We start from the raw sequence: 22,066 nt of genomic DNA on the forward strand, positions 1-22,066 counted from the left end.
AACGAATGCCCAGCTATCCCACGCCAATCAGCGCCTCTACTCGCTCGCCGGTCAGGCTAAAGGGGCGTACTTCGGTAATTTGTACCTGAATAATTTTGCCCTTGAGCTGGTTGATATCGCCTTCGCAGAAGGTGAGTCGATTGGTGCGGGTGCGCCCCATCACCTGGTTTGGATTCTTCGGGTTCACATCTTCCACTAGCACCCGCTCCACCCGATTGGCATAGCGTTGGGAGCGTTCAGCCGCTTTCACAGACACCAAATGATTGAGCCGCTGCAAGCGATCGCTCTTGGTGGCTTCATCTAGCTGGTTGTCCCAAAGGGCCGCGGGGGTATTGGGTCGGGGGGAATAGGCCGCTGTGTTCAACTGGTCAAAGCCAATGTCGTCCACCAGCTTGAGGGTGTTCTCAAACTGCGCTTCGGTTTCGCCAGGGAAGCCCACAATGGCATCGGCGCTAATGGCGGCATCGGGCACATAGCGCCGGACGTTGTCGATGATGCGACGATACTTTTCTTGGGTGTAGCCCCGGGCCATGGCCTTGAGCACGTCATTGTCGCCGGACTGAAACGGAATATGGAAATGTTCACACACCTTGGGCAGCTCGGCACAGGCTTTGATCAGGCGCTCGGTGAAGTAGCGGGGATGGCTGGTGGCAAAGCGAATGCGCTCGATGCCGGGGACATCGTGCACGTAGTACAGCAGGTCGGTGAGGGTATTTTGGCGACGGCCCTCGGGGGTAATGCCGGGGAGGTCGCGGCCGTAGGCATCAATGTTTTGCCCCAGCAGTGTGACCTCGGTGTAGCCCTGCTGCCCCAATAGTTCCATTTCGGCGCGAATGGCTTCCGGTGTGCGGGACTGCTCGGTGCCGCGCACGCCGGGCACCACGCAATAGGTGCAGCGCTCGTTGCAGCCATAGATGACATTGACCCAGGCGCTAATGCTGCTATCGCGGCGGGGCTTGGTGATGTCCTCCATAATATGGACGGGTTCGGTGGCCACCACCTGATTACCGGCAAAGACTTGCTCTAACAGGTCCTCCAAACGATTGGCATGCTGCGGCCCCATGACCAAATCGAGCTCTGGCACCCGACGGAGTAATTTCTCGCCTTCTTGTTGGGCCACACAGCCCGCCACCACCAGGGTGACGTTGGGATCTGCCTGTTTGCGCTTAGCCTGCTTACCCAAATAGGAATACACCTTTTGTTCGGCATTATCGCGAATGGTGCAGGTGTTGTAGAGCACCACATCGGCCTCCAGGGGATTTTCCGTCCAATTCAATCCCATGTCGTCTAAGATGCCAGCCATACGCTCGGAATCAGCCTTGTTCATTTGGCAGCCAAACGTGGTGATGTGATAACGACGGGTATCCATAGGGAATGTGGGAAAATAAGACCGGTTCCCTATTGTGCCACAGCTACCGTGCCACAGCGACGGATCCCTGGCGACGCGGGTCCCCGGCACCGTGCAAATCGCCATCATCGCCTAAGCCCACGGCATGCACACCACCGAAGAACATATTCTGAGCCTGCCACCACACGGGTGTGGCCTCTCCGAGGATGGGGGCTAGAATGGCGCGGTCGTAGCCGGGTTCTAAATGAAACGTATTATTTTCCCAGTGAATGCGGGGGGCGGCCACCGCGGACTCTAACGGCATCTGAAAGTCCACCAAATTAGAAATCACCTGGAGAATGGCGGTGCGAATGCGGTTAGACCCACCGGACCCCAGCACCAAATAGGGACGGCCATTTCGCAGCACCATGGTGGGGGCCATCATGGAGGAAATCCGCTGGTTGGGCTGCCACTGGTGGAATCCGTGGGGGTTGAGATCTTCTTCCCCCAACATATTGTTAATCATGATGTCGGTGCCAGGCATGACGTGGGACGAACCTTCACCGTTGGAGGTGGTGACGCTGGCAGCATTGCCATCGCCATCAATGACGCTGAGGTGGGTGGTGCTGCCGAGTTTGTTGGCGGGGGCCGAGTCGGCGCCCAGGCTAACGATGGCGGCGTGCAATTCACCACGATATTGATTTAAGTGCCCAGACGATAAAAACGCCTCTGCCACAGTGGGGTCGTGCAAACGGGCATCGTAACCATCCCGGCGGGCCACATTGGTAAACCGCATGGCCTGACTCAGGGCTAGCAAATGCCCAGGGCTACCATGGCCTTTGAGCTCACAGTCCGCTAGTAGGGCTAACGTACAGGCAATCAACCCGCCACCGGCGCTAGGGGGGGGATTGGTCAACAGCTGGGTGCCATGGTAGTCCAGGCAAAGGGGCTGACGCTCAATGATTTGATAATTGGCAAAATCTTGAGGGGTTAAATAGCCCCCCTGGGTCTGGGTTAGATGTGCGGCCATCTGCTCCCAGAATGCCTCCATGCCGATATCCACCAGCCGTTCTAGGCTATTGGCAAAATCGGGCATATACAGGGTTTCACCAGCCTTTAGTAGATCGCCCTGGGGCGCATAGATCGCGCGGGAACGTTCAGTCGCCAGCAAGATCGGGCCTAGCAACTGATAGACGTAGGCGAAAAACTCGTTGACCACCACACCATTGCGCGCCAGATCAATGGCTGGGGCAGCAACCGCCGCCAAAGGCAACCGCCCCAACCGCCGATGCACATGCACCAATCCCTTCACCACCCCTGGCACGGCCATGGACCCGAGGCCGACATGAAACTCTTGCACGGTGTCGCCAAAATCCGCGTAGATTGGGTAAAAATCCAAGGGATATTTCAACGCTTTTTCCGCTGGAGTTTGGCTAAAAAAGTCAAACAGCACCGACTCTCCGGCAGCGGGGTGCGCCAACAAAAAGCCTCCACCCCCCAGGGATGTCAACACCGACTCAGCCACACAGGCCGCCAGCACACCTGCCACGGCGGCATCAAAGGCATTGCCTCCCTGATTTAAGACCTCAACAGCAGCTGCAGCTGTTTGCTTATGTCCGGCCGCAACAACTCCTTCCATGATCCTCCTTAGGCTTTTTTTGGGCTTTTTTTGGGCTTTTACCGCCGCCATCGATAGTCAACTTATCAGTAATAGTACCGCCGGCAATTTAGGGCCCAAACCAATCGGTGGACCCGCACCCCAAACATCACTAGGACCAGGGGCAGCAAAACTAGGACTGGAAAAGCAAAGGGAAAAACCAACACCTACACAGATCAGCCAGCGTGGCGTCTGAATTCACAAAAGTTACTGAAGATTACTGAACTGATACAAACCCATAGTTGATGTCTCTACTCAACACCGTTATCGCCTCCCCCCGTGACAGCGCAGAATCAGCGATGGATGATGGGTCAGGGGTGCAGCCCTGATACCATTCACTCTTTTTTTCTCTCTGGCACTAAGTGTTCACTCTCGGAGATTGTTAATTTTGCGCTACAAATCTCGCGACACCAATTGGATGATCTATATTGTTATTGAAGCGAATACCGCTTCCCTGGCAGATTAAACAGCTAGAGAAAACAAACAAGAGGTAATGCTGTTGTCTATTCTGTCTCGTCTAAACCAACACCCAGCAGTTCAAGCTGATACATCCTATCGCTGTTAAGTTGGGAGCAATGCAAATGTTGTTAACCGAACCACTTATAGGGTGAACGTTAACAAGATGCATCTCCATTTTTAGCGCACCTATGGAAAGGATGTTCCCCAGGGAGACAGTTGGGTGTTGATCTTTTAAAGGGCCGCTCGATACATGGGCCCGTTATCGGTATTTTTCGACTGCCAAATTGCTTTAATAGTACACATGATCTAAAATTGAGAATCTTGCAATTCCTGCAGGTGTGTGTGTCTACAGTCCACAGTTGGGCTACCCTAGACCAGAGCTAATTATCTGGTTAAAGCAGTATGGCGATTATTGCGCTCAAGGCTTGGTATCTTCAGGATTATGAACCGATTCGGGACCTGGAGAAGCGGCCCCATGATTTGAGGTTGGCCAAAAATAGTTTGCTGAAGTCAGCTCTGCGGGCTGATTTTCTGGATGATATTGATGATGTGCGTGATGCTGATTGGTTTCAGCGCTACCTGGAAGGGGATGCGGTGGAATTTTATGTGGAGGGAAGTGGCACCTATGCGATCGCAAATATCGACCTCATCAGCCACGAAATCTACTTTGCCAAAGCCGACTCCCTCGCAAATTTAGACCCCGTCATTTTTCTCTGCTACCAAGAAGAATATCCAGACTCTAGCGACCTGCTCCAGACCGCATTAGAAAGCTACATCGAAAAATTTAACCGCCGTTCTCGCATCCCCGTTCAGCTAATCGAATCCCATCGGCTCAGTAATGGCCCCGTCAGGCTCAACAGCACATTGATGCGTCACATTCGGCGTAGCCTATTATTTATCGCCGATGCTACGCCCATTGTAGAAATTGATAGCGATTTACCCTTACTCGTCCCCAACCCAGCCGTGTGCGTAGAACTGGGCTATGCCCTCGCCCACAAACGACCAGAACAGCTAATCATCGCCCACCACGAACGGGACGATCTGCCCGGTCAGTTTCCCTTCGACATTGCAGCCCAGCACAAACTAGAATTTAGCAACAAGTCCAATTTACAAAAAGCACTGCCCAAACTTTTAGATGCCAAACTGCAGCGCTTTAACCTGGCGGCCTAATGAACGTATCCATCAAAGTCTCGATCCAACGTTTTATCCTGCTGGGGGTCGCCAGTTTAATGGTGGCGGCCCATGGCCAACCGGCCACAGGCCTAAGGTTAGAGCCTAAAAACACCGCCACGGTGGAAACTCGCCTCAACGACTACCAATGGCGAAACCGGGTACTGCTAATTTTTTCACCGGACCCCGCCACCGCCGATTTAGCACAACAACTGGACCACCTATCAGGCATGGGGGCCGGTCTCAACGCCAGGGATTTAGTAGTGTGGAAACTGATCAACAGCGACGGCTCCGCCTTCGTCAATGGCACTGGGGACCCCTCCCTTTCCAGCCACTCTTTTTATCAGCACTTCGCTGTCAAAGATACAGACTTCACCGTCATCTTGTTGGGCAAGGATGGCACCGAAAAACTCAGACAGCGTCAGCCCGTTACATCCCGCCGGTTGTTCTCCATCATTGATGCAATGCCCATGCGCCAACGAGAAATGCGAGAACGCGATCGTTAATGGGTGGACCAGGGGCTACTGATGCGCTTGCAACAATTGAACAATGGGGTCGGCAGGCCCCCGACGCAGAGCATAGTCCAGGGCGGTGCGATGCCATTGGTCTTGCACAGTAATATCGGCCCCATGGTCTAGCAACAGTTGAACAATCTCCTGATGGTCCTTAAATGATGCCAAAATTAATGGCGTAACGCCCTCGCCATCAATCCAATTTACATCGGCTCCATGGGCCACTAATAACCGGGCAATGTCTAGATAGCCATCGCGGGCGGCATAGGTCAGGGCGGTATTGGTTCTATAAACCACATTAGGATCAGACTGATTTTGGAGTAACTGCTCCACAGCAGTCGCATCAGCCCTTAGCGTTGCCCGGACTAAAGGTGGCACATCAGCGGCAACGGAGACGGTCGTAAGCTGACTGGCCTGACCACAGCTAACCACCCAGAGCGGCAGCAGCCCTGCAAATACGACTAGGCCAAAGCATCGTCCAATCACAAGCATTTTAGGAGTTGGCAAAAAACTACTTCACGGGTTAAGCCTGAAAAGCTTGTTAAGTCATGATTTCAATGCCCAGGGCCATGGTTTTATTCGCCTGTTAAGCCCTTAAAATCATGGCCCTTAACCAGCCCTTAGCCATAGGTCGAAATTAACGGCGATATCCTCCCAACCCACCGAACACCAAAAGCATCATCGACCCAACCCATGGGAGCCACATATGCCGCTAACTCACCCAGACAAAATATGCCAATAGCAACCCTCTAAAGTTTACACTGACAACAAGATCCGAAGTTCATATTTTTGACAAACTTCAAACCCCAAGGAGAGATAATATGGGTACCCTAGCCAGCGAAAAAGCACTCTCCTAAAGCGACAAAACAACTAAAAGTATTGTCCGGATGGGTTTATGTATATTGAGTAAATTAAATAGGTATGCCATGTAAGTTGGCATTATTTATTCATGCATGTGCCGACTAGATATAGTTAAGCGTTTACCCTCTAATTCTTAAATAGAGTTGTTAGCACTCTAAAGCGAACCACGTTAACACTTAAGTAATCGGCCTGTATGGGAGATCGATTCTCTTATACGCGATTTTCTTTTTCACCTAAGGAAATTTTGGCTAAGGATTAACAGACACTCAATGTCGTAACTCCCTAGTCGATCATTTTTTTAGGTCCTAAATCAATCGAGTTTTAGTTAGAAGAGATTGGTCTTCTAATACATTCGAACAGCTCTATTTTTATTTAGACAGTTTATTTTTCATAGAAAACAAACTAATAAATCCCCCCAGGAGGCAATAAAAGAGTTTAACAACCTGAGAATTATTCATCATTTTTTTGAAATTTCTAAGTGAATTTATGTTGAAATTTGAAGCAGGAACCTTAGAGCATACAATTTCAAATCTAAAAAATAAGAATTTTTCTGGAATCGCCTACATTAGGCCCCTCACCTCCCAAGAGCCATTGAACTCGCTGCATATTTTTAACTTTCTCAATGGTGAACTAACCTATGGGGGCTCATCGCTGCCACACCCCTATGAGCTATCTAAAATAATTGGGGAAAAGCTCAAGCTAAAGACCATGGATACCGCCCTGCGACTAGCCACAAAAAGGGTGAAAAATCCATTATCCCTGCGTGAGCACATCGAGTTTTATATTCAAATTGAGTTATTCCAGTGGAAAGATCTTGAAAAAATCATCCGCAAGCAAATCATTTTGAATTTAGAACAGGTTTTACCCGGCGCTGGAGTCATTAAACTAAGTTCTTCTAGCTCCTTTGATCTCACCCTTGGCAAAAACGGCCACGGTCTGCCCTGGGAAAATCTACAGCAAGAAATTGCCCAACGCCAGCAGCTATGGCTGTCTTTATCACCGACGATTCCATCTAAACAAGCAATTCCCAAATCTGTAGCTATATCAGCAGACAGTATTAGCAATGAATGGGCAAAGCGACATCTCAAGAAATGGGTGAATGGCCAACGTAGCTTAGGGGAAATTGCCCACCACATGGGAGTTGACCCCCTGGAGTTAGCCCAAAGTTATATGCGTTTCTTTAAATTGGGTTGGCTGACGTTTCAGCATATTTCACCTCAAACCGACGATAAACAGAGCGCCGCACGCCATCAATCGCCATCTTCTTCCAATCGTCGCCCCACCATTTTGAGCGTTGATGATAGCCCCATCGTGCAGGCGATGATTAAACGATCGATTGGAGAGCACTATCATCTCTTGTTGGCGAACAATGCAATAGATGCGCTGAATTTACTAAATGACAATGACGTTGATCTTTTACTGTTAGATGTGACGATGCCAGACATTGATGGCCTAGAACTGTGTCGAACTATTCGTAAAATCACCAAGTTCCAAAATCTACCTGTGATCATGCTGACGGCGAAGGATGGCATGTTCAACAAAATTAAAGGCCAAATGGCAGGTTCAACCCAATATTTAACCAAGCCCGTCGATAGTCAAAAATTGCTCGAAGTGCTGAACAAGTATTTCCCCAAACAGCCAGAGACTGAAAGATATATAGCCCCATCTAGTTTTTCAGAACAACCATCATGAAAGCTAAGGACTATCTGATTTTTGAGCTCGATGGTCGGCAATATGGCATTGAAACAACTCAGATACAAGAGATTTTTAAACTGCCTGAGTTGCGAACAATAGCCAATGCCCCCAGCCATATCATTGGCGTTCTCAACCTACGTGGCGCCGTTGTGCCGGTGATTCATTTAGCTAAGCATCTGCATCAGGACACCCTGCTGTGTCATGTAGACAATAATGTCATTATTATTCCTTGGAAAGACTTTCAGATTGGCATAGTCGTCCATAGTGTTGATAACATTTACCCGATTAATATTGGCGACATTGAGCCTGCTGTGGCCACAGCGCACGGTGCGATCGCAGGCACGGCTCAAGTCCATGGTCGTTCCACCCCATTACTCGATCTAGCCGCATTGGTTCACCAGCCAGATGACCTGAGAATGATGCTTTGGGAAATCAAGTTGAATGGAGCCAGCACGGCCCTAAACATGGATAGCCCCAAAATTAAATTGAATGGGATCAATATTGAGCAGCAACAATCCGGAGTGTCGGACTTTATCGCACGCTACTGCCCTCATGCCACGAGCAAAGAACAACACAGGTTTCGCCAGCGAGCCATTGTCCTAGGCCAACCTTTAGCCAATGATGATGCCCCCAGCGCCCTCCCCCTAGTCGCAGTGAGGCTAGGGGACAGCTACATTGGCATTGCCCTGGAACAGATCAAAGAGTTTACCGCTATATCCGAGGTGACGCCTATTCCCGGTTGCCCCGGCCACATCATTGGCAACATGAATTTACGGGGAGAGATTATCACCCTATTAGATATCCGCACCATCTTAAACCTAAGGCCAACCGATCAATCGCTGTCTACTGCCATGGTGATCGACATCGATAACTGTCCAGCGGGCATTGCCATTGATGAAGTATTGGAGGTGGTGGAGCCATTGCCCCAGGATCTATTGGATCGGCCAACAGACAATCCCCAGCTCCCCCCAACGGTCTCCCAAGGTGCAATCCAATATCATCAGCATCTATTAACCATTATTGACGTACCACAACTCTTTGCCATTGATGATTTAGGGGCTGAGACGGGATGAAAATATAGTCCGGTTCAGCACCACTAAATTTCCTAACTATAAAAATTGAGCCAACCTCTAGGATGGACGTGATTCTATGAAAATTACTACTCGATTAAAACTTTTGATTGCTGGCCTTGCTTGCTTTGCAGTTGGCACCACCGCCCTAGCGACCATCAACAGCCAGAAGGGCAAGCTGGACGGCAGTGTGGTTAATAAGTCCGGTATTGTCAGGGGAGCGACCCAGAGACTGATTAAGTTAGAGACCAATGGTCAAAGCAACGATGAGCTGATTAAGACCCTGGATCAGCTGATTAATGGTTTGATTAAGGGAGATGAGTCGTTAAGCTTGCCGAAGGCCACCAATCCAAGCTATCTGACCAAGATCCAGGAGGTTGAAAGTGCTTGGCAAGATTTGAAACGCACCATTATTCGTTACCGCCAAAATCCAAGTCTCAAGGCCCAGCTGATTGAGGATAGCGAAGACTTTTTTGAACTCACAAATGATGCGGTATTTGCGGCTGAAGACTTTTCTGCGGCAAATGTTCAAAATCTGCAATATACCCAGTGGACAATCTTGGGCTTTAATTTAGCCGTGTTGGGGTTTGTTTTTTGGTCTATTCAGCAGGCTACCCAGGTATTGCAAAAATCTGTGACCACCGTAGCAGATAACTCGTCAGAAATTGCCGCCACCATAGGGCTACAGGAAAAGGTCTTTTCGGAACAAACCGCTTCCGTCAACTCGACGACATCCGCCATTGAAGGGTTGGGTAAATCTTCGCTACAGGCCGCTCAACAGGCCAATTCTTCAGCCACCGGGGCTAGGGAGGCACTCAATCTATCGAAAACGGGGAGCCTGGCGGTGGAGGAAACCGTGCAAGGAATTGAAACCTTGAGGGAGAAGGTAGGTGCGATCGCAGAGCAAATTATCCAGCTCAGTGAACAAACCGACCAAATTTCAATCATTTCTGACCTCGTGGCGGACGTCGCCTCCCAAACCAACATGCTAGCCCTCAACGCCGCCGTAGAAGCCGCCAGGGCCGGAGAACAAGGCAAAGGCTTTGGCGTGGTGGCCAGTGAAATTCGCAAATTAGCCGACCAGAGTCGTGACTCCGCTGGAAAAATCAGCCTGCTAATTGACACCATCCAAACCTCCATTAACAGCACGGTCATGGTGACTGATGAGGGCAGTAAAACCGCAAAAGCAGGCATTGAAAGCGCCAAGGGCACCATGGATGTCTTCAACCGCATTGCCGAATCCATTAACCAGGTTTATAGCAACTCCGAACAAATTGCCCAAAGTGCCAAAAAACAGGCCGTAGAACTTCAACAGGCAGTTTCGGCCATGAATGCCATCAACTTAGGGGCCAAAGAGACCAAAACAGCCGTTAGCCAGGTACAAATGTCCACGGAGGAACTAAAACAGATTGCCCAACAACTACAAGTTTCTGTTTAGATAGATCTCCACCGGTACCATGTTTATTGAAGATGAAGAACTGCGCACACTCTATCGAGATACTAGCAAAGAGCATTTAGACGAGCTCGAGGCCGGTTTTCTGCACCTAGAGAAACAGCCAACAGACCTGAAAAAGATCAAACAGCTACTACGCAACACCCACTCCCTCAAGGGAGATTCCCGCATGTTAGGGGTGGATGACGTAGAAACCATCAGCCATCAAATAGAAGACATTTTAAGTAGCGTAGAAAAGGGAGAGCGACGGTTTACCTCTGCCCTGTGTGACTGTCTGTGCCAGGGCATCGATGGCCTCCGACAAATTACGCGAGCAGCCGTAACGGGGGAAGCGGCCCATGTCAGCACCTTTCACATTTTAGCTCAGCTAATGGGTGGGGAGGAGGCAGCAACATCCCCACCCATCAATGCCGACGAAGAGTTTCCCATCGATTTTTCCGAAGATAGCCTAGCCCCGTTCATCGATGGGCCCGACTCCCCTAATCCAGAGACTCTCGTCCCCCCGATCTATGGGGAGAAGAGTCCGGCCCCCATTGATTTTGATGCCATAGAAGAGCTAGACCTGGCAGAATTAGATGCCGAGTTGGGCCAGTCCCTAGCAGATACGGTGCCGCCCCCAGCGGCCACCACAGTCGCGGATCACCAACAGCCCCCGACTGAGGTGATCGATACCGTGCGGGTAGCCACCGCTAAACTCGATACCCTGGTCACCCAGGCCGGTGAGTTAGTCATTACCAAAGGTCGATTTTCCCAACGGCTCAATGATATCCACCAAATTCTGCTGCTGTGGGAATCGTGGTCTCGTCAGACCATGGTCCAGTCGTTGGCAGGGGCCGCGGGGTCGGAACTCAACGCAAACGCATCGAAGCGGCTGCAACAAACAACAAAGGATCGCCTAGGGCAGCTAGGGGATTTGCTCCAACAACTCTATACCAAAACCGCCGACGACTATTCCCAACTAGAGCTCATCTCCGATACCCTAGAGTCCGACATTCTACACCTGCGCCGCCTGCCCCTCTCCAATGTCTTTTCTCTATTCCCAAGAATGGTGAGAGATCTAGCTAAGGAGCAAAATAAAGCCATCGAGCTAGTCATAGAAGGCGAGCACATTCAAGTGGATAAGCGCATCCTAGAAGAGATCAAAGATCCGCTGCTCCATCTGATGCGAAACGCCATTGACCACGGCATCGAATCCCCTAGCGAACGGGCAGCCAGGGGCAAATCGCCCATAGCGACGATTTATCTTAAGGCCCATCAACAGGGCAATAAAATCGCCATTGACGTGATGGACGATGGCCGTGGGCTCAACCCACAAAAAATTAAACAAACCGCCGTAAGCCAGGGGCTACACACCGAAAAAGAACTGAATGCCATGGGCCATGACCAGGTAAAAAACTTGATTTTCGCCCCTGGTTTTTCCACTCGACAATTGGTGACTGAGCTTTCTGGCAGAGGGGTGGGCTTGGATGTGGTACGAGTGGGCATTGAACGGTTGAAGGGCACCATCCAGGTGCAATCGAGCCCCGGCCAAGGGTGCACCTTTAGCCTTCGCCTCAGCACCAGCTTAGCCACAACGCCAGCCCTCATTGTTAGCGTGGCGGGCCACAGCTATGCCATCCCCCTAGACTATATCGAGAGGATGGTTCAGATTAACCCGTTGGAGATTTTCACCCATCGGGGGGTGCCAACCATTACGGTTGAAGCCACGGCGCTATCCGTTGCGCGGCTCGCTGATTTACTGAATTTACCCGCTGACCAACCGGCAACAACCGCAACAAAGCCGTCCAGCTACTGTGTGGTAATGCAGGTAGAGTCGCAACGGTTTGGCCTATTGGTGGACGAGTTGAGCGACCAGCAAGATATTGTCCTCAAGCCCCACAGCAGGCTGATCGAACAAATACCGTATATTGCCGGATCAACCATCCTAAACACTGGAAAAGTTGCAGTGGTGCTCGAACCCAAAGGCTTTGCCCCGTCTTTACAGAGTACGGCTGGTAATGTGCTAGCAATAAATAGTCAGGAGACCGCCCCGCCGCCCAGGGTACTGTTAGTGGAAGACTCTATAACGATTCGGACGCAGATACGTCGAATTTTAGAAAAAGTGGGTTATCACGTCACCACCGCCGTGGATGGCCTAGATGGTTTGGAACAGTTACAGGCAGGTGCTGTCTTTGACGCCGTCATTTCTGATGTGGAAATGCCTAATCTGGATGGCCTCAGCCTCACAAGGCGCATTCGACAAGATTTAAGTAATACAGAAATTCCTATTATTTTGATTACCACCCTAGCTGGAGAGGATGATAAACGTCGCGGTGTGGAGGCCGGGGCTAATGCCTACATCACTAAAGGAAATTTTGAGCAACGCTTACTGACTGACACTCTTAGGAACTTGATTGCATAGTTATGGCTGACCCAATTAAGGTTGTTCTCATTGAAGATTCTGCGATCGCACTCCAAATTTTGCACCGCCTGATCGATTCCTCCCCCGAGGTGGATGTGGTGGGCACCGCCAGAGATGGGGATGACGGCTTAAGGGTGATTGCCGAAACGCAACCGGACGTCATTTGCACCGACTTACAAATGCCCAAAATGGACGGGTTAGAATTTACCCAGAGAGTCATGGCCGAACTGCCCCGGCCCATTTTAGTCGTGAGCAACCTGGTCCATCCTAGCGATGTGGACAATGTTTTTAGCCTGATGGAAGCTGGGGCACTCGACTTTTTCCCAAAACCCACATCCGGTGCCGTCGCTGACTATGAAGAGCTACAACAGTCACTCATCACCAAGATCAAGGTCTTAGCCAGCAAAAAAGTGTAGCGTCAGAGTCTCACCAGGGGCTGGGCGCCCATGGGACCAACCCACACATTAAAATCACACATCAGACCGCAGAATGTGTTGTTCGTCATCCCATCTTTTAGCGAAACTTGTTAGCTTATAGGTGAACCTCTTGTATCACCTGCCACTATGTTTTTTCCATTCTGTAATCCTTCTACGTCTGGTAACTGCTCTAGCGGTGACCTTGCCAGTTTCTATGCCAATTGTCAGAAAATGAGACTGGAGTGGCTAAAGGCGAGCCGCGATCGCATGCAGGTCCACCTAGCCGCCATTAACGCCGCCATCAACGAACTAGAAAGCCAAGTTCCCGCCGACACCGACACTGAGCCAGCCGCATAGGGCCTATGCACAGCATAGGGCCTATGCACAGCCATAGGGGCCTACGCATAGGTATATCGGGCTGCTTAGGAGAATGCACATAAATAAAATCCCCATCACAGAATATGTCGTAGGACCTCCTCCCCTTAAGAAGGGGAGGTGCCGTAGGCGGAGGGGTTTGGACCGATAGCGCTAACTGTCGATAACCCCCTGTAAGTCCCCCTAAGCCCGAAGGGCAGGCTTCGCCAACGTAAGGGGGACAGCACACCTCAAACATGTCTCAAAGAGGTAGATTATTTTCATGCAGACGCCTAAGTAGGTTGACCTCATCATTATTGGCATAACCCACTTAGGCAGCCCGATGCCACCAAATATTATTACTAATCCCTAAACCAGCGGCGGCATTACCCAAGCTATGATTGAGGCTAAAGCAATCCAAGCGCCCTGATTTAGGAGTTGGCCCCATGGTCCCTCTAACCTTAGATGTCAGCCAAGTTCACCTGACGGATGAGCAATTCTATCAGCTCTGCATCACGAATCCAGAGATGCGCCTGGAACGTACAGCCAAGGGAATTTTAATTGTTATGTCTCCAGTGGGTGGAGAAAGCGGCAATCGCGAGTTCGAGTTGGGCCTCGACTTAGGGCTTTGGAACCGTCAAACAGGTCTGGGAAAAGTATTTAGCTCCTCCACTATTTTCAAGCTGCCCGGCGGTGGCGACCGTTCTCCAGACGTAGCCTGGGTAGAACTCTCCCGTTGGCATGGCCTAACGCCTGAAGAACAGGCCAAGTTTCCACCCATTGCGCCTGACTTTGTCATCGAATTGAGGTCCCGCACCGACAGCCTCAAAACGTTACAGGACAAGATGCAAGAATATATGGAAAGTGGGGTACGCCTAGGCTGGTTGGTGAATCCCCAAAACCAGCAGGTCGAGATTTATCGCCCGAACCAAGCAAACGTGACGCATCCATTACCCCACACCCTAACGGGCGAAGATGTTTTGCCTGGGTTTGAAACCACAATAGATCGGTTTTAGCACCCTTAAAATAATCGTAATCCCCCATTGCTACCGCCTTGGGCCGTAGGGAATGTGCTCCCATTATGAGTGTGCGATCGCTAGGCAGGTCGCTTTCCTGGGGAGTAGGGGCTAGTGATTTCTGGGCCGCCCCTATCCAATAGGCATCCCAGCCACGTTTCGCTGATTGCCTGGATGGGGTTCATAAAACCAGCCCAAGGATCAACAACGCCCAGTAAAATAACCTACAGGTCATTAAAAAGGAGCCATTCTGTGGGTGATACGACTAAGCCAAATTGGGCTGGTGACGATTTCCTCTCGCGCTTTGTCAATCTACTGATCCAGACTAAGCCCATTTATAGCGTCATGAAGTCCCAGGCCCGACAGGTGCTCGTCAAAACCGCAGAGAAAAATGGCATTCAGTGGCGAGAAAACTATCAACAACTAGCAGACTCTGGAGTCCAGCAAACCCTGGCCGACATTACCAATCCAGATATTACCTACCCCGACTACTACCAGGTGCCTTTCCATGCCTATGACGCCGGCAACCTTTGCTGGCCCGCCGCCTTCGAAGCGGAGTCCGCCACCTATTCCATGGCATTGCGGGTTTGGCCCCAGGAAGATTTAACTTGGGAAGCGGCCCAAGACCGGCTTCGGTCTAGCTTTCACAAGGTGCTGGCCCAGTATGGCCCCACCCAGGTCAACGACATTTTAGACATTGGCTGTTCCGTGGGCATTTCCACCCGCGCACTCCACAGCTACTATGGGAAAATTCAAAATCATCCTGTGCGGACGGTGGGTCTAGACCTATCCCCCTATATGCTGTCGGTGGCCAAGCTCCAGGATAAGGACCAACAAGTCTCCCAGTGGCTCCATGCCAAAGCGGAAAACACGGGTCTCCCCGACGCATCGTTTGATTTGATCACGTTGCAATTTGTTGTGCACGAGCTGCCCCGCGAGATTACCCAGGCGATTTTTCAAGAAGCGCAGCGGCTCTTGCGCCCAGGGGGGTGTTTAGCCATTGTGGACAACAATCCGCAGTCTTCTGTGATTCAGAATTTGCCCCCGGTGTTGTTTACGTTGATGAAAAGTACTGAACCTTGGAGCGATGATTATTACACATTTGATCTGGAAGCTGCCCTGACCCAGAGTGGGTTTGAGCATTTGGTCACCGTTGAAAGCGACCCGCGACATCGCACGTTGATTGGCCGTAAGGGGAAATAACCCTGCGGGCAACGGAAACAGAGTATCCCTGGGCTCAACTGTCTTGTGGTGGGTGTTGTTCTAACACGTGTTGGAGATAGTGTCCGGTGTAGGAATTTTCCACCTGTGCCACTTCTTCCGGTGTGCCCTGGGCAATAATCTCTCCACCGCGATCGCCCCCTTCTGGGCCCAGGTCAACAATCCAATCGCAACAGCGGATCACGTCCAGGTTGTGCTCGATCATCACCACCGAGTTGCCCTTGTCCACCAGGCGTTGCACCACGTCCAGCAGCTTGTGCACATCGTAAAACGACAGCCCCGTGGTGGGCTCGTCGATTAAGTACATGGTTTTGCCGGTGGAACGGCGGGCCAGTTCCGAGGCCAGTTTCATCCGCTGGGCTTCCCCCCCGGACAGGGTGGGGGCGGTTTGGCCCAGACGAATATAGCCCAGCCCCACATCCACCATGGTCTGGAGCTTGTTGGCCGCCTTGTGAATGTTTTCGAAAAAGTGTAGCGCCTCTTCGGCGGTCATGTTGAGCACGTCGGAAATGGTCTTGCCCTTGTACTTCACCTGCAAAGTCTCGCGGTTGTAGCGGGCGCCCTTACACACTTCGCACTGCACATACACGTCGGGCAGGAAGTTCATGGCAATCACGTTCACACCTTGGCCACCGCAGGCTTCACAGCGACCACCTTTGACATTAAACGAAAACTGTCCACGCTTGTAGCCCCGAGCCTTGGCTTCGATGGTTTCGGCAAACAGATCGCGGATGACGTCGAACACCCCGGTATAGGTGGCCGGGTTGGACCGGGGGGTGCGGCCAATGGGGGATTGGTCAATCACAATCGCCTTGTCTAGGGCCTTGAGACCCTTGATGGGCTCCATTTCGCTAGGCACCGGAATCTTGCTGCCAAAGTGGTTCTGCAATGAGGGGTAAAGCAGCTCGTTAACGAGGGTGGATTTACCCGACCCAGACACCCCCGTAATACAGACAAACTTCCCTAGGGGGATATCAATGTCAATATTCTGGAGGTTGTTGCGATGGGCATCGCGGATAAGCAGCTTGCGGTTGTTGCCCGGACGCCGTTCTGGTGGCGTAGCGATGCTTTGCCGGCCAGACAGGTAGGCCCCCGTCAGAGACTCTTTGTTCTTTAGCAGCGCCTTGAGATCGCCATTTACAACAATGTCGCCCCCGTGGACACCGGCCTTGGGACCGATGTCCACAATGTGGTCGGCGGCGCGAATGGTGTCTTCATCGTGCTCCACCACAATTAGGGTATTGCCCAGGTTGCGCAGTCGGTTCAGGGTTTTTAACAACCGCTCATTGTCCCGCTGGTGGAGACCGATGCTGGGTTCATCGAGCACGTAGAGCACCCCCGTTAACCCGGCACCAATTTGGGTGGCCAATCGAATTCGCTGGGCTTCGCCACCGGATAGGGTCATGGCGGTACGGTCTAGGGTGAGGTAGTCGAGGCCAACATCCAACAAAAAGGTGAGGCGGGCCTTAATCTCTTTGAGCACCAGTTCACCGATGGCTAGCTGTTTCTTGCTTAGCAGGGGGTCACCGCCGTTTTCGCCCATTACATCTTCAATGTTGTAGAGGCAGTCGCGGATGGAAACGCCGGTAAAGTCGAGAATGTTGTAGGGGCCCATCCTGACGGCCAGGGACTCAGGCCGCAGTCGGGCACCGTTGCAGGTTTCGCACACCCGATCAATTAAGTACTTTTCTAGTTTTTGTTTGTATAGCTCGGAGGTACTGTCGCGATACTGGCGGTCCAGGATGGGCAACACACCGTCATACTTGCGATGGTAGCCTTTTTTATCGCGGTAGCGAGAGTCGGTTTCGATGTAGATTTTATCGGGGGAACCGTGGAGAACAATGTGCTGTTGTTCTTCGGTGAGGGTGTTCCAGGGGGTTTGGATTTCGAACCCGTAGGCCTGACCCACGCTATAGAGCAGCGAGAAATAGTAGGTGTTGTCCTTATCGGACCAGGGTGCGATCGCAGCATACACCGGCAATGTGGGATCCGGCACCACCAGCTCCGCCGAAAACCGTCGATGGCTGCCCAGACCATGGCAGTCGGGACAAGCACCATAGGGGGAGTTAAACGAAAACAGCCGGGGGGATAGCTCATCCATCACCGCGCCATGTTCAGGGCAGGCAAAGTTTTCAGAAAAGACTAGCTCAGACGGCAGCTCGGCACCATAGGCCCCGCCGTCCTCTGCCGCCATGGGCAGGTCACCACCCTTCTTACCCTTGCCGCCGCTTTTCGCCTTTAGCGGCACCACATTGTCCTTGTTGCGATCCGCCAGGATATCAATAATGGCAATGCCTTCCGCCCGCTTGAGGCAGGTGGCCAAAGAATCCGCCAGCCGCTCCTGGATATCATCTTTTTTCACCAGGCGGTCCACCACCACCTCAATGTCGTGGATCTTATTTTTCGACAGTTCAATGTTGTCGCTCAGTTCGCGGATTTCACCATCCACCCGCACCCGCACAAACCCTTCCGCCGCCAGGCCAGACAACAGCTTGGCATGGGTTCCCTTTTTGCCGCGCACCACCGGGGCCAAAATCTGAAACCGGGTGCGGTCCGGCAGGGCCATCACCTGATCCAACATTTGGTCGATGGCCTGGGGCGCAATGGAGCGATCGCAATGGGGACAGTGAGGCTGCCCCGCCCGCCCATAGAGCAATCGCAAATAGTCGTAGATTTCCGTCACCGTACCCACCGTGGAGCGTGGGTTGTGGGAGGTGGACTTCTGGTCAATGGAAATGGCCGGACTCAGCCCTTCGATGGAGTCCACATCGGGCTTATCCACCTGGCCCAAAAACTGCCGCGCATAGGCGCTCAACGATTCCACATAGCGGCGCTGCCCTTCCGCAAAAATCGTATCAAAGGCCAGGGACGACTTACCCGACCCGGACACCCCAGTAAACACAATCATCTGATTGCGGGGCAGGTCCAGGTCCAGGTTCTTAAGGTTATGCTGCCGGGCACCGCGAATGCGGATCAAATCGTCCGAAAGCTTGGTCGGCTTGGCCGCCCGCCCAGGGGCCGCTTTGCCATTGCCACTGGCCCTGCCAGTGGCACCCTTACCCTTACCACCGCTCGATTTCCTAGGTGTCTTGGCCGGTTTAGAGGTCTTTGACTGGGGCATGGGGCAAATGGGGTGACAGCGCAGGCGGATCACAATAGTACTAATAAACTATTAATAAGTTAGTACTATTACGAGCAAAACATTTCTTTATGGTAAGTCATAGAGCTTAACCTTGCCGTAATTTAGCCCGCAATTACGCCACAGGTAGGGCTGCGCCCAGGGGGCTGTCCAGACCTAAAATTGTGTGGAGACGGTGGTGGCCCTACGCCCCACTAGCCGACATTTTGTCGCCACTTCACCTGGGGTGCCGTTGTCTCCACCAACACTTTGCCCCGCGCAATCACGTGGCTCACCGTGGGCCGTAGCCGAATCGCCTCTTCCTTACTGGGGCAGTCCAACACAATTAGGTTGGCCGGTTTACCCACATCCACACCATAGTCATCCTTCAGGTTTAGGGTGCAAGCGCCGTGGGTGGTGGCCATGTCATAGCAGGCTTCCAGTTCTTCCAGACCCGTCATTTGGCACACATGCACCGCCATGGCCGCCGCATCCAGCATATTGCCCGTCCCCAGGCTATACCAAGGGTCTTGGATGCAATCATTGCCCAGGCTAACGTTGAGGCCCGCTTGCCAGAGTTCTTTTACCCGGGTTAGGCCCCGGCGTTTAGGGTAGGTGTCGGTGCGGCCCTGGAGGGTAATGTTGATCAGCGGGTTGGCGATAAAGTTCACCCTGGATTGTTTTAGAAACCCGATTAACTTGAGGGCATAGGCGTTGTTATAGGAGCCAAATGCGGTGGTGTGGCTGGCGGTGACTCTCTCTTTTAGGCCCGACCGCAGGGCGCAGGCGGAAACAACTTCGAGAAAGCGGGACTGGTCATCGTCGATTTCGTCGCAGTGGATGTCGATCAGGCGGTTATATTTTTCGGCCAGTTCAAAGATGCGATAGATGGACCGGATGCCGTCGTCGCGGGTGAGTTCGTAGTGGGGAATGCCGCCGACGACATCGGCCCCGAGGATAATGGCTTCTTCGATCAGTTCGTTATTTTTGGGCCCTTCTTTGGGGGGGCTGCCGTAGATGCCATCCTGGGGGAAGGCGACAATTTGTAGGGTAAGCCAGTCTTTGACGGCTTCGCGGACTTCCAGCAGGCCTTCGAGGGCGGTGAGGCTGGTTTCGCTAACGTCGACGTGGGTGCGGACGAAGAGGGTGCCCTGGCTGGCCATTAGCTTGAGGGCTTCGATGGCGCGTTGTTTGATGTCTGCTTGGGTGAGGGTTTGTTTGCGTTCTCGCCAGATTTCGATGCCTTCGAATAGGGTGCCGCTTTGGTTGTGGCGGGGTTGTCCGGCGGTGAGGGCGGAGTCTAGGTGGATGTGGGATTCGACAAAGGGCGGGCTGATCAGCTTGCCGGTGATGTCGATTTCGGTGGGGGCGGTTAGGTCTAGCCGGGGTTCGATGGCGGTGATGGTGTCGCCTTCGATGGCAATATCTAGGCGGACGTGGTTTAGGGTACCGTTTCGGAGGATAAGTGTTGGATTCATTGGACGCTCAGGAAACAGGGGCGTGTAAATTTACTTTACGTCAGATTGATTCTCCAGACGTTGCTGCTGATTGGGCCAGTTTCATTTGCTACATCCAGGCAATGAAACAAATGCATAAGCTACGTGAACTCAATCTTTGTATACGATGTAGACGAGCTATTTAACTTTTCGTCTTTGCCCCCAAACCCCCAAACCTGGGGGCTTTGAGTTTAGTCTCCCCCAGGTTTGGGGGACGGAAGGGGGCCTCGACATCTAATCGCTAATTACCTAAATTTAGGCGGGTCACTTACTTAGCCCATAAATCGGCAACGGAGTTTTTTGTGATTAAACTAACGGTAGATACTCTATTTACTGTTAGTTTTTACTGTCCTCAGTTAGTAATTGGCCGATGTCCTACAATCAGTTCACTATTGATAGCGTTGGCTCTGCTCTGGATATCAGCATCCAGGATAGGACTAATTTATTTGCGGACGTACCGACGGTTGCCTACAGCGACTTTTTGCAACAGGCTTTGGCAGACTATAGCCCCGTGGCGTTGGCCATTGGCACTGAAAAGTCGCGTTCGGAGTTTATTATTGCGCCGATTTTATTTGAGTTAAAGCGGCAGCTCGCGGAGCACATTAGTCTTTTTTCGGGTCGGGAGTTTAATGTGGATGCGGCCAATGGGCTGACGGGGTACTGTGATTTTTTGATTAGCCAGTCGCCGGAACAGTTGTTTATTCAGGCTCCGGTGGTGACGGTGGTGGAAGCGAAAAACGACAATATTAAGTCGGGGTTTGGGCAGTGTATTGCGGAGATGGTGGCAGCTCAGCGATTTAATGCACGGCAAGAGAATGAGATCCCGACGGTTTATGGGGTGATTACGACGGGTAGTATTTGGCAGTTTTTGCGGTTACGAGGTGCGATCGCGGAGATTGATTTGACGGAGTATTTTTTGAATGATGTGGGTAAGGTTTTGGGAATTTTGAAGCACTGTGTTAAGGGTGCTTAGGAAATTGGGCTAATTGCCTGGAAAGTTGCTAAAACTAAAGGGATTTTAAGCTTAAGGGATGGAAGCCGTCATACTTCTCTCCCCACTGGTGTTCGGCTGAGCTTTATTGCCCCCCACTCCCCACTCCCTATTCCCTACTCCCCTCCCCCTCTATGACTCAAGATGAATTGCTAAAGCTAATTGACCAGGCTGCGGAGGAGGGCTGGACAGAGCTGGATCTGGCTGGGGCGGATTTGACGGAATTGCCACCGGAAATTGGGAAGCTGGGTCAGCTTGAGACATTGATTTTAGCGAAGCAGATTAAAGGCAAGTATTTGGGCAATAACCTTACTGAGCTGCCAGCAGAAATTGGATTACTCAGAAATCTAAAATCCCTGCAAGTTTTCGGTAATTGGATATACAAGATAAGAAAATCTGCTAACCCCGGAAATCAACTGACTCAGCTACCCCCTGAAATTGTCCAACTCTCCAGTCTCCAACAGCTCGACCTCAGCTATAACCAACTGACTCAGCTACCCCCTGAAATTGTCCAACTCTCCAGTCTCCAACAGCTCGGCCTCCGCTATAACCAACTGACTCAGCTACCCCCTGAAATTGTCCAACTCTCCAGTCTCCAACAGCTCGGCCTCAGCTATAACCAACTGACTCAGCTACCCCCTGCAATTGTCCAACTCTCCAGTCTCCAACAGCTCTACCTCCGCTATAACCAACTGACTCAGCTACCCCCTGAAATTGTCCAACTCTCCAGTCTCCAACAGCTCGACCTCCGCTCGAACCAACTGACTCAGCTACCCCCTGAAATTGTCCAACTCTCCAGTCTCCAACAGCTCGACCTCAGCTCGAACCAACTGACTCAGCTACCCCCTG

General features: G+C 51.8%; 17 protein-coding genes. 12 read left to right on the forward strand and 5 right to left on the reverse strand.

The features are described from left to right. Positions 1 to 13 precede the first annotated feature (13 nt). Positions 14 to 1,369: a tRNA (N6-isopentenyl adenosine(37)-C2)-methylthiotransferase MiaB gene (miaB, locus tag IXB28_RS15350; RefSeq protein WP_215619488.1), complete on the reverse strand. Its 1,356-nt coding sequence runs from the start codon at positions 1,367 to 1,369 to the stop codon at positions 14 to 16. 43 nt (positions 1,370 to 1,412) lie between these two features. Beyond that, the gene (gene ggt, locus IXB28_RS15355) at positions 1,413 to 2,966 is read right to left on the reverse strand and encodes a gamma-glutamyltransferase (RefSeq protein ID WP_215619489.1); all 1,554 of its coding nucleotides are present in this window, start codon (positions 2,964 to 2,966) and stop codon (positions 1,413 to 1,415) included. Positions 2,967 to 3,845: 879 nt separating this feature from the next. Between ggt and IXB28_RS15360 the strand changes: the two genes are divergently transcribed. Together IXB28_RS15360 and IXB28_RS15365 are read left to right on the forward strand one after the other, a co-directional pair. After that, on the forward strand, positions 3,846 to 4,613 hold the full coding sequence (locus IXB28_RS15360; protein ID WP_215619490.1) for a hypothetical protein: 768 nt from the start codon (positions 3,846 to 3,848) through the stop codon (positions 4,611 to 4,613). Beyond that, on the forward strand, positions 4,613 to 5,119 hold the full coding sequence (locus tag IXB28_RS15365; RefSeq protein WP_215619491.1) for a DUF4174 domain-containing protein: 507 nt from the start codon (positions 4,613 to 4,615) through the stop codon (positions 5,117 to 5,119). The genes IXB28_RS15360 and IXB28_RS15365 overlap by 1 nt, the downstream gene beginning before the upstream one ends. A gap of 15 nt (positions 5,120 to 5,134) precedes the next feature. Here the strand turns inward: IXB28_RS15365 and IXB28_RS15370 are convergent, their stop codons facing one another. Continuing rightward, on the reverse strand, positions 5,135 to 5,617 hold the full coding sequence (locus IXB28_RS15370; RefSeq protein ID WP_215619492.1) for an ankyrin repeat domain-containing protein: 483 nt from the start codon (positions 5,615 to 5,617) through the stop codon (positions 5,135 to 5,137). 855 nt (positions 5,618 to 6,472) lie between these two features. On the opposite strand from IXB28_RS15370, the gene IXB28_RS15375 reads away from it, so the two are divergent. The 8 genes from IXB28_RS15375 (at position 6,473) to IXB28_RS16660 (ending at position 15,594) form a co-directional block, all read left to right on the forward strand. Further along, positions 6,473 to 7,678 carry a response regulator gene (locus tag IXB28_RS15375; RefSeq protein ID WP_215619493.1) on the forward strand — a complete coding sequence of 402 codons (1,206 nt, stop codon included), beginning with the start codon at positions 6,473 to 6,475 and terminating at the stop codon, positions 7,676 to 7,678. Beyond that, positions 7,675 to 8,754 carry a chemotaxis protein CheW gene (locus tag IXB28_RS15380; RefSeq protein ID WP_215619494.1) on the forward strand — a complete coding sequence of 360 codons (1,080 nt, stop codon included), beginning with the start codon at positions 7,675 to 7,677 and terminating at the stop codon, positions 8,752 to 8,754. Before IXB28_RS15375 ends, IXB28_RS15380 begins: the two co-directional genes overlap by 4 nt. Positions 8,755 to 8,830: 76 nt before the next feature. Next, complete coding sequence (locus IXB28_RS15385; RefSeq protein ID WP_215619495.1) at positions 8,831 to 10,189, forward strand: methyl-accepting chemotaxis protein; 1,359 nt, start codon at positions 8,831 to 8,833, stop codon at positions 10,187 to 10,189. A gap of 19 nt (positions 10,190 to 10,208) precedes the next feature. Continuing rightward, positions 10,209 to 12,605 carry a hybrid sensor histidine kinase/response regulator gene (locus tag IXB28_RS15390; protein ID WP_215619496.1) on the forward strand — a complete coding sequence of 799 codons (2,397 nt, stop codon included), beginning with the start codon at positions 10,209 to 10,211 and terminating at the stop codon, positions 12,603 to 12,605. Between the two features lie 2 nt (positions 12,606 to 12,607). Continuing rightward, positions 12,608 to 13,021 carry a response regulator gene (locus IXB28_RS15395; RefSeq protein WP_215619497.1) on the forward strand — a complete coding sequence of 138 codons (414 nt, stop codon included), beginning with the start codon at positions 12,608 to 12,610 and terminating at the stop codon, positions 13,019 to 13,021. A gap of 147 nt (positions 13,022 to 13,168) precedes the next feature. Then, positions 13,169 to 13,378: a hypothetical protein gene (locus tag IXB28_RS15400; protein WP_215619498.1), complete on the forward strand. Its 210-nt coding sequence runs from the start codon at positions 13,169 to 13,171 to the stop codon at positions 13,376 to 13,378. 443 nt (positions 13,379 to 13,821) lie between these two features. After that, positions 13,822 to 14,391 (forward strand): Uma2 family endonuclease, encoded by a 570-nt coding sequence (locus IXB28_RS15405; RefSeq protein ID WP_215619499.1) that lies wholly within the window; start codon positions 13,822 to 13,824, stop codon positions 14,389 to 14,391. 252 nt (positions 14,392 to 14,643) lie between these two features. After that, positions 14,644 to 15,594, forward strand: coding sequence for a class I SAM-dependent methyltransferase (locus IXB28_RS16660; protein WP_326521071.1), 951 nt, complete (start codon positions 14,644 to 14,646; stop codon positions 15,592 to 15,594). Positions 15,595 to 15,628: 34 nt separating this feature from the next. On the opposite strand, the gene uvrA is transcribed toward IXB28_RS16660, so the two are convergent. Both uvrA and codA read right to left on the reverse strand, forming a co-directional pair. Further along, on the reverse strand, positions 15,629 to 18,733 hold the full coding sequence (gene uvrA / locus IXB28_RS15415; protein ID WP_215619500.1) for an excinuclease ABC subunit UvrA: 3,105 nt from the start codon (positions 18,731 to 18,733) through the stop codon (positions 15,629 to 15,631). A gap of 212 nt (positions 18,734 to 18,945) precedes the next feature. Continuing rightward, on the reverse strand, positions 18,946 to 20,208 hold the full coding sequence (gene codA / locus IXB28_RS15420; RefSeq protein WP_215619501.1) for a cytosine deaminase: 1,263 nt from the start codon (positions 20,206 to 20,208) through the stop codon (positions 18,946 to 18,948). 388 nt (positions 20,209 to 20,596) lie between these two features. On the opposite strand from codA, the gene IXB28_RS15425 reads away from it, so the two are divergent. Both IXB28_RS15425 and IXB28_RS15430 read left to right on the forward strand, forming a co-directional pair. Continuing rightward, positions 20,597 to 21,199, forward strand: a complete 603-nt coding sequence (locus tag IXB28_RS15425) for a hypothetical protein (protein WP_215619502.1) — start codon at positions 20,597 to 20,599, stop codon at positions 21,197 to 21,199. Between the two features lie 152 nt (positions 21,200 to 21,351). Then, on the forward strand, positions 21,352 to 22,066 hold a 715-nt coding region (locus tag IXB28_RS15430; RefSeq protein ID WP_215619503.1), incomplete at its 3' end, for a leucine-rich repeat domain-containing protein.

The organism is Leptothoe kymatousa TAU-MAC 1615 (assembly GCF_018739865.1).
Classification (GTDB): domain Bacteria; phylum Cyanobacteriota; class Cyanobacteriia; order Phormidesmidales; family Phormidesmidaceae; genus Leptothoe; species Leptothoe kymatousa.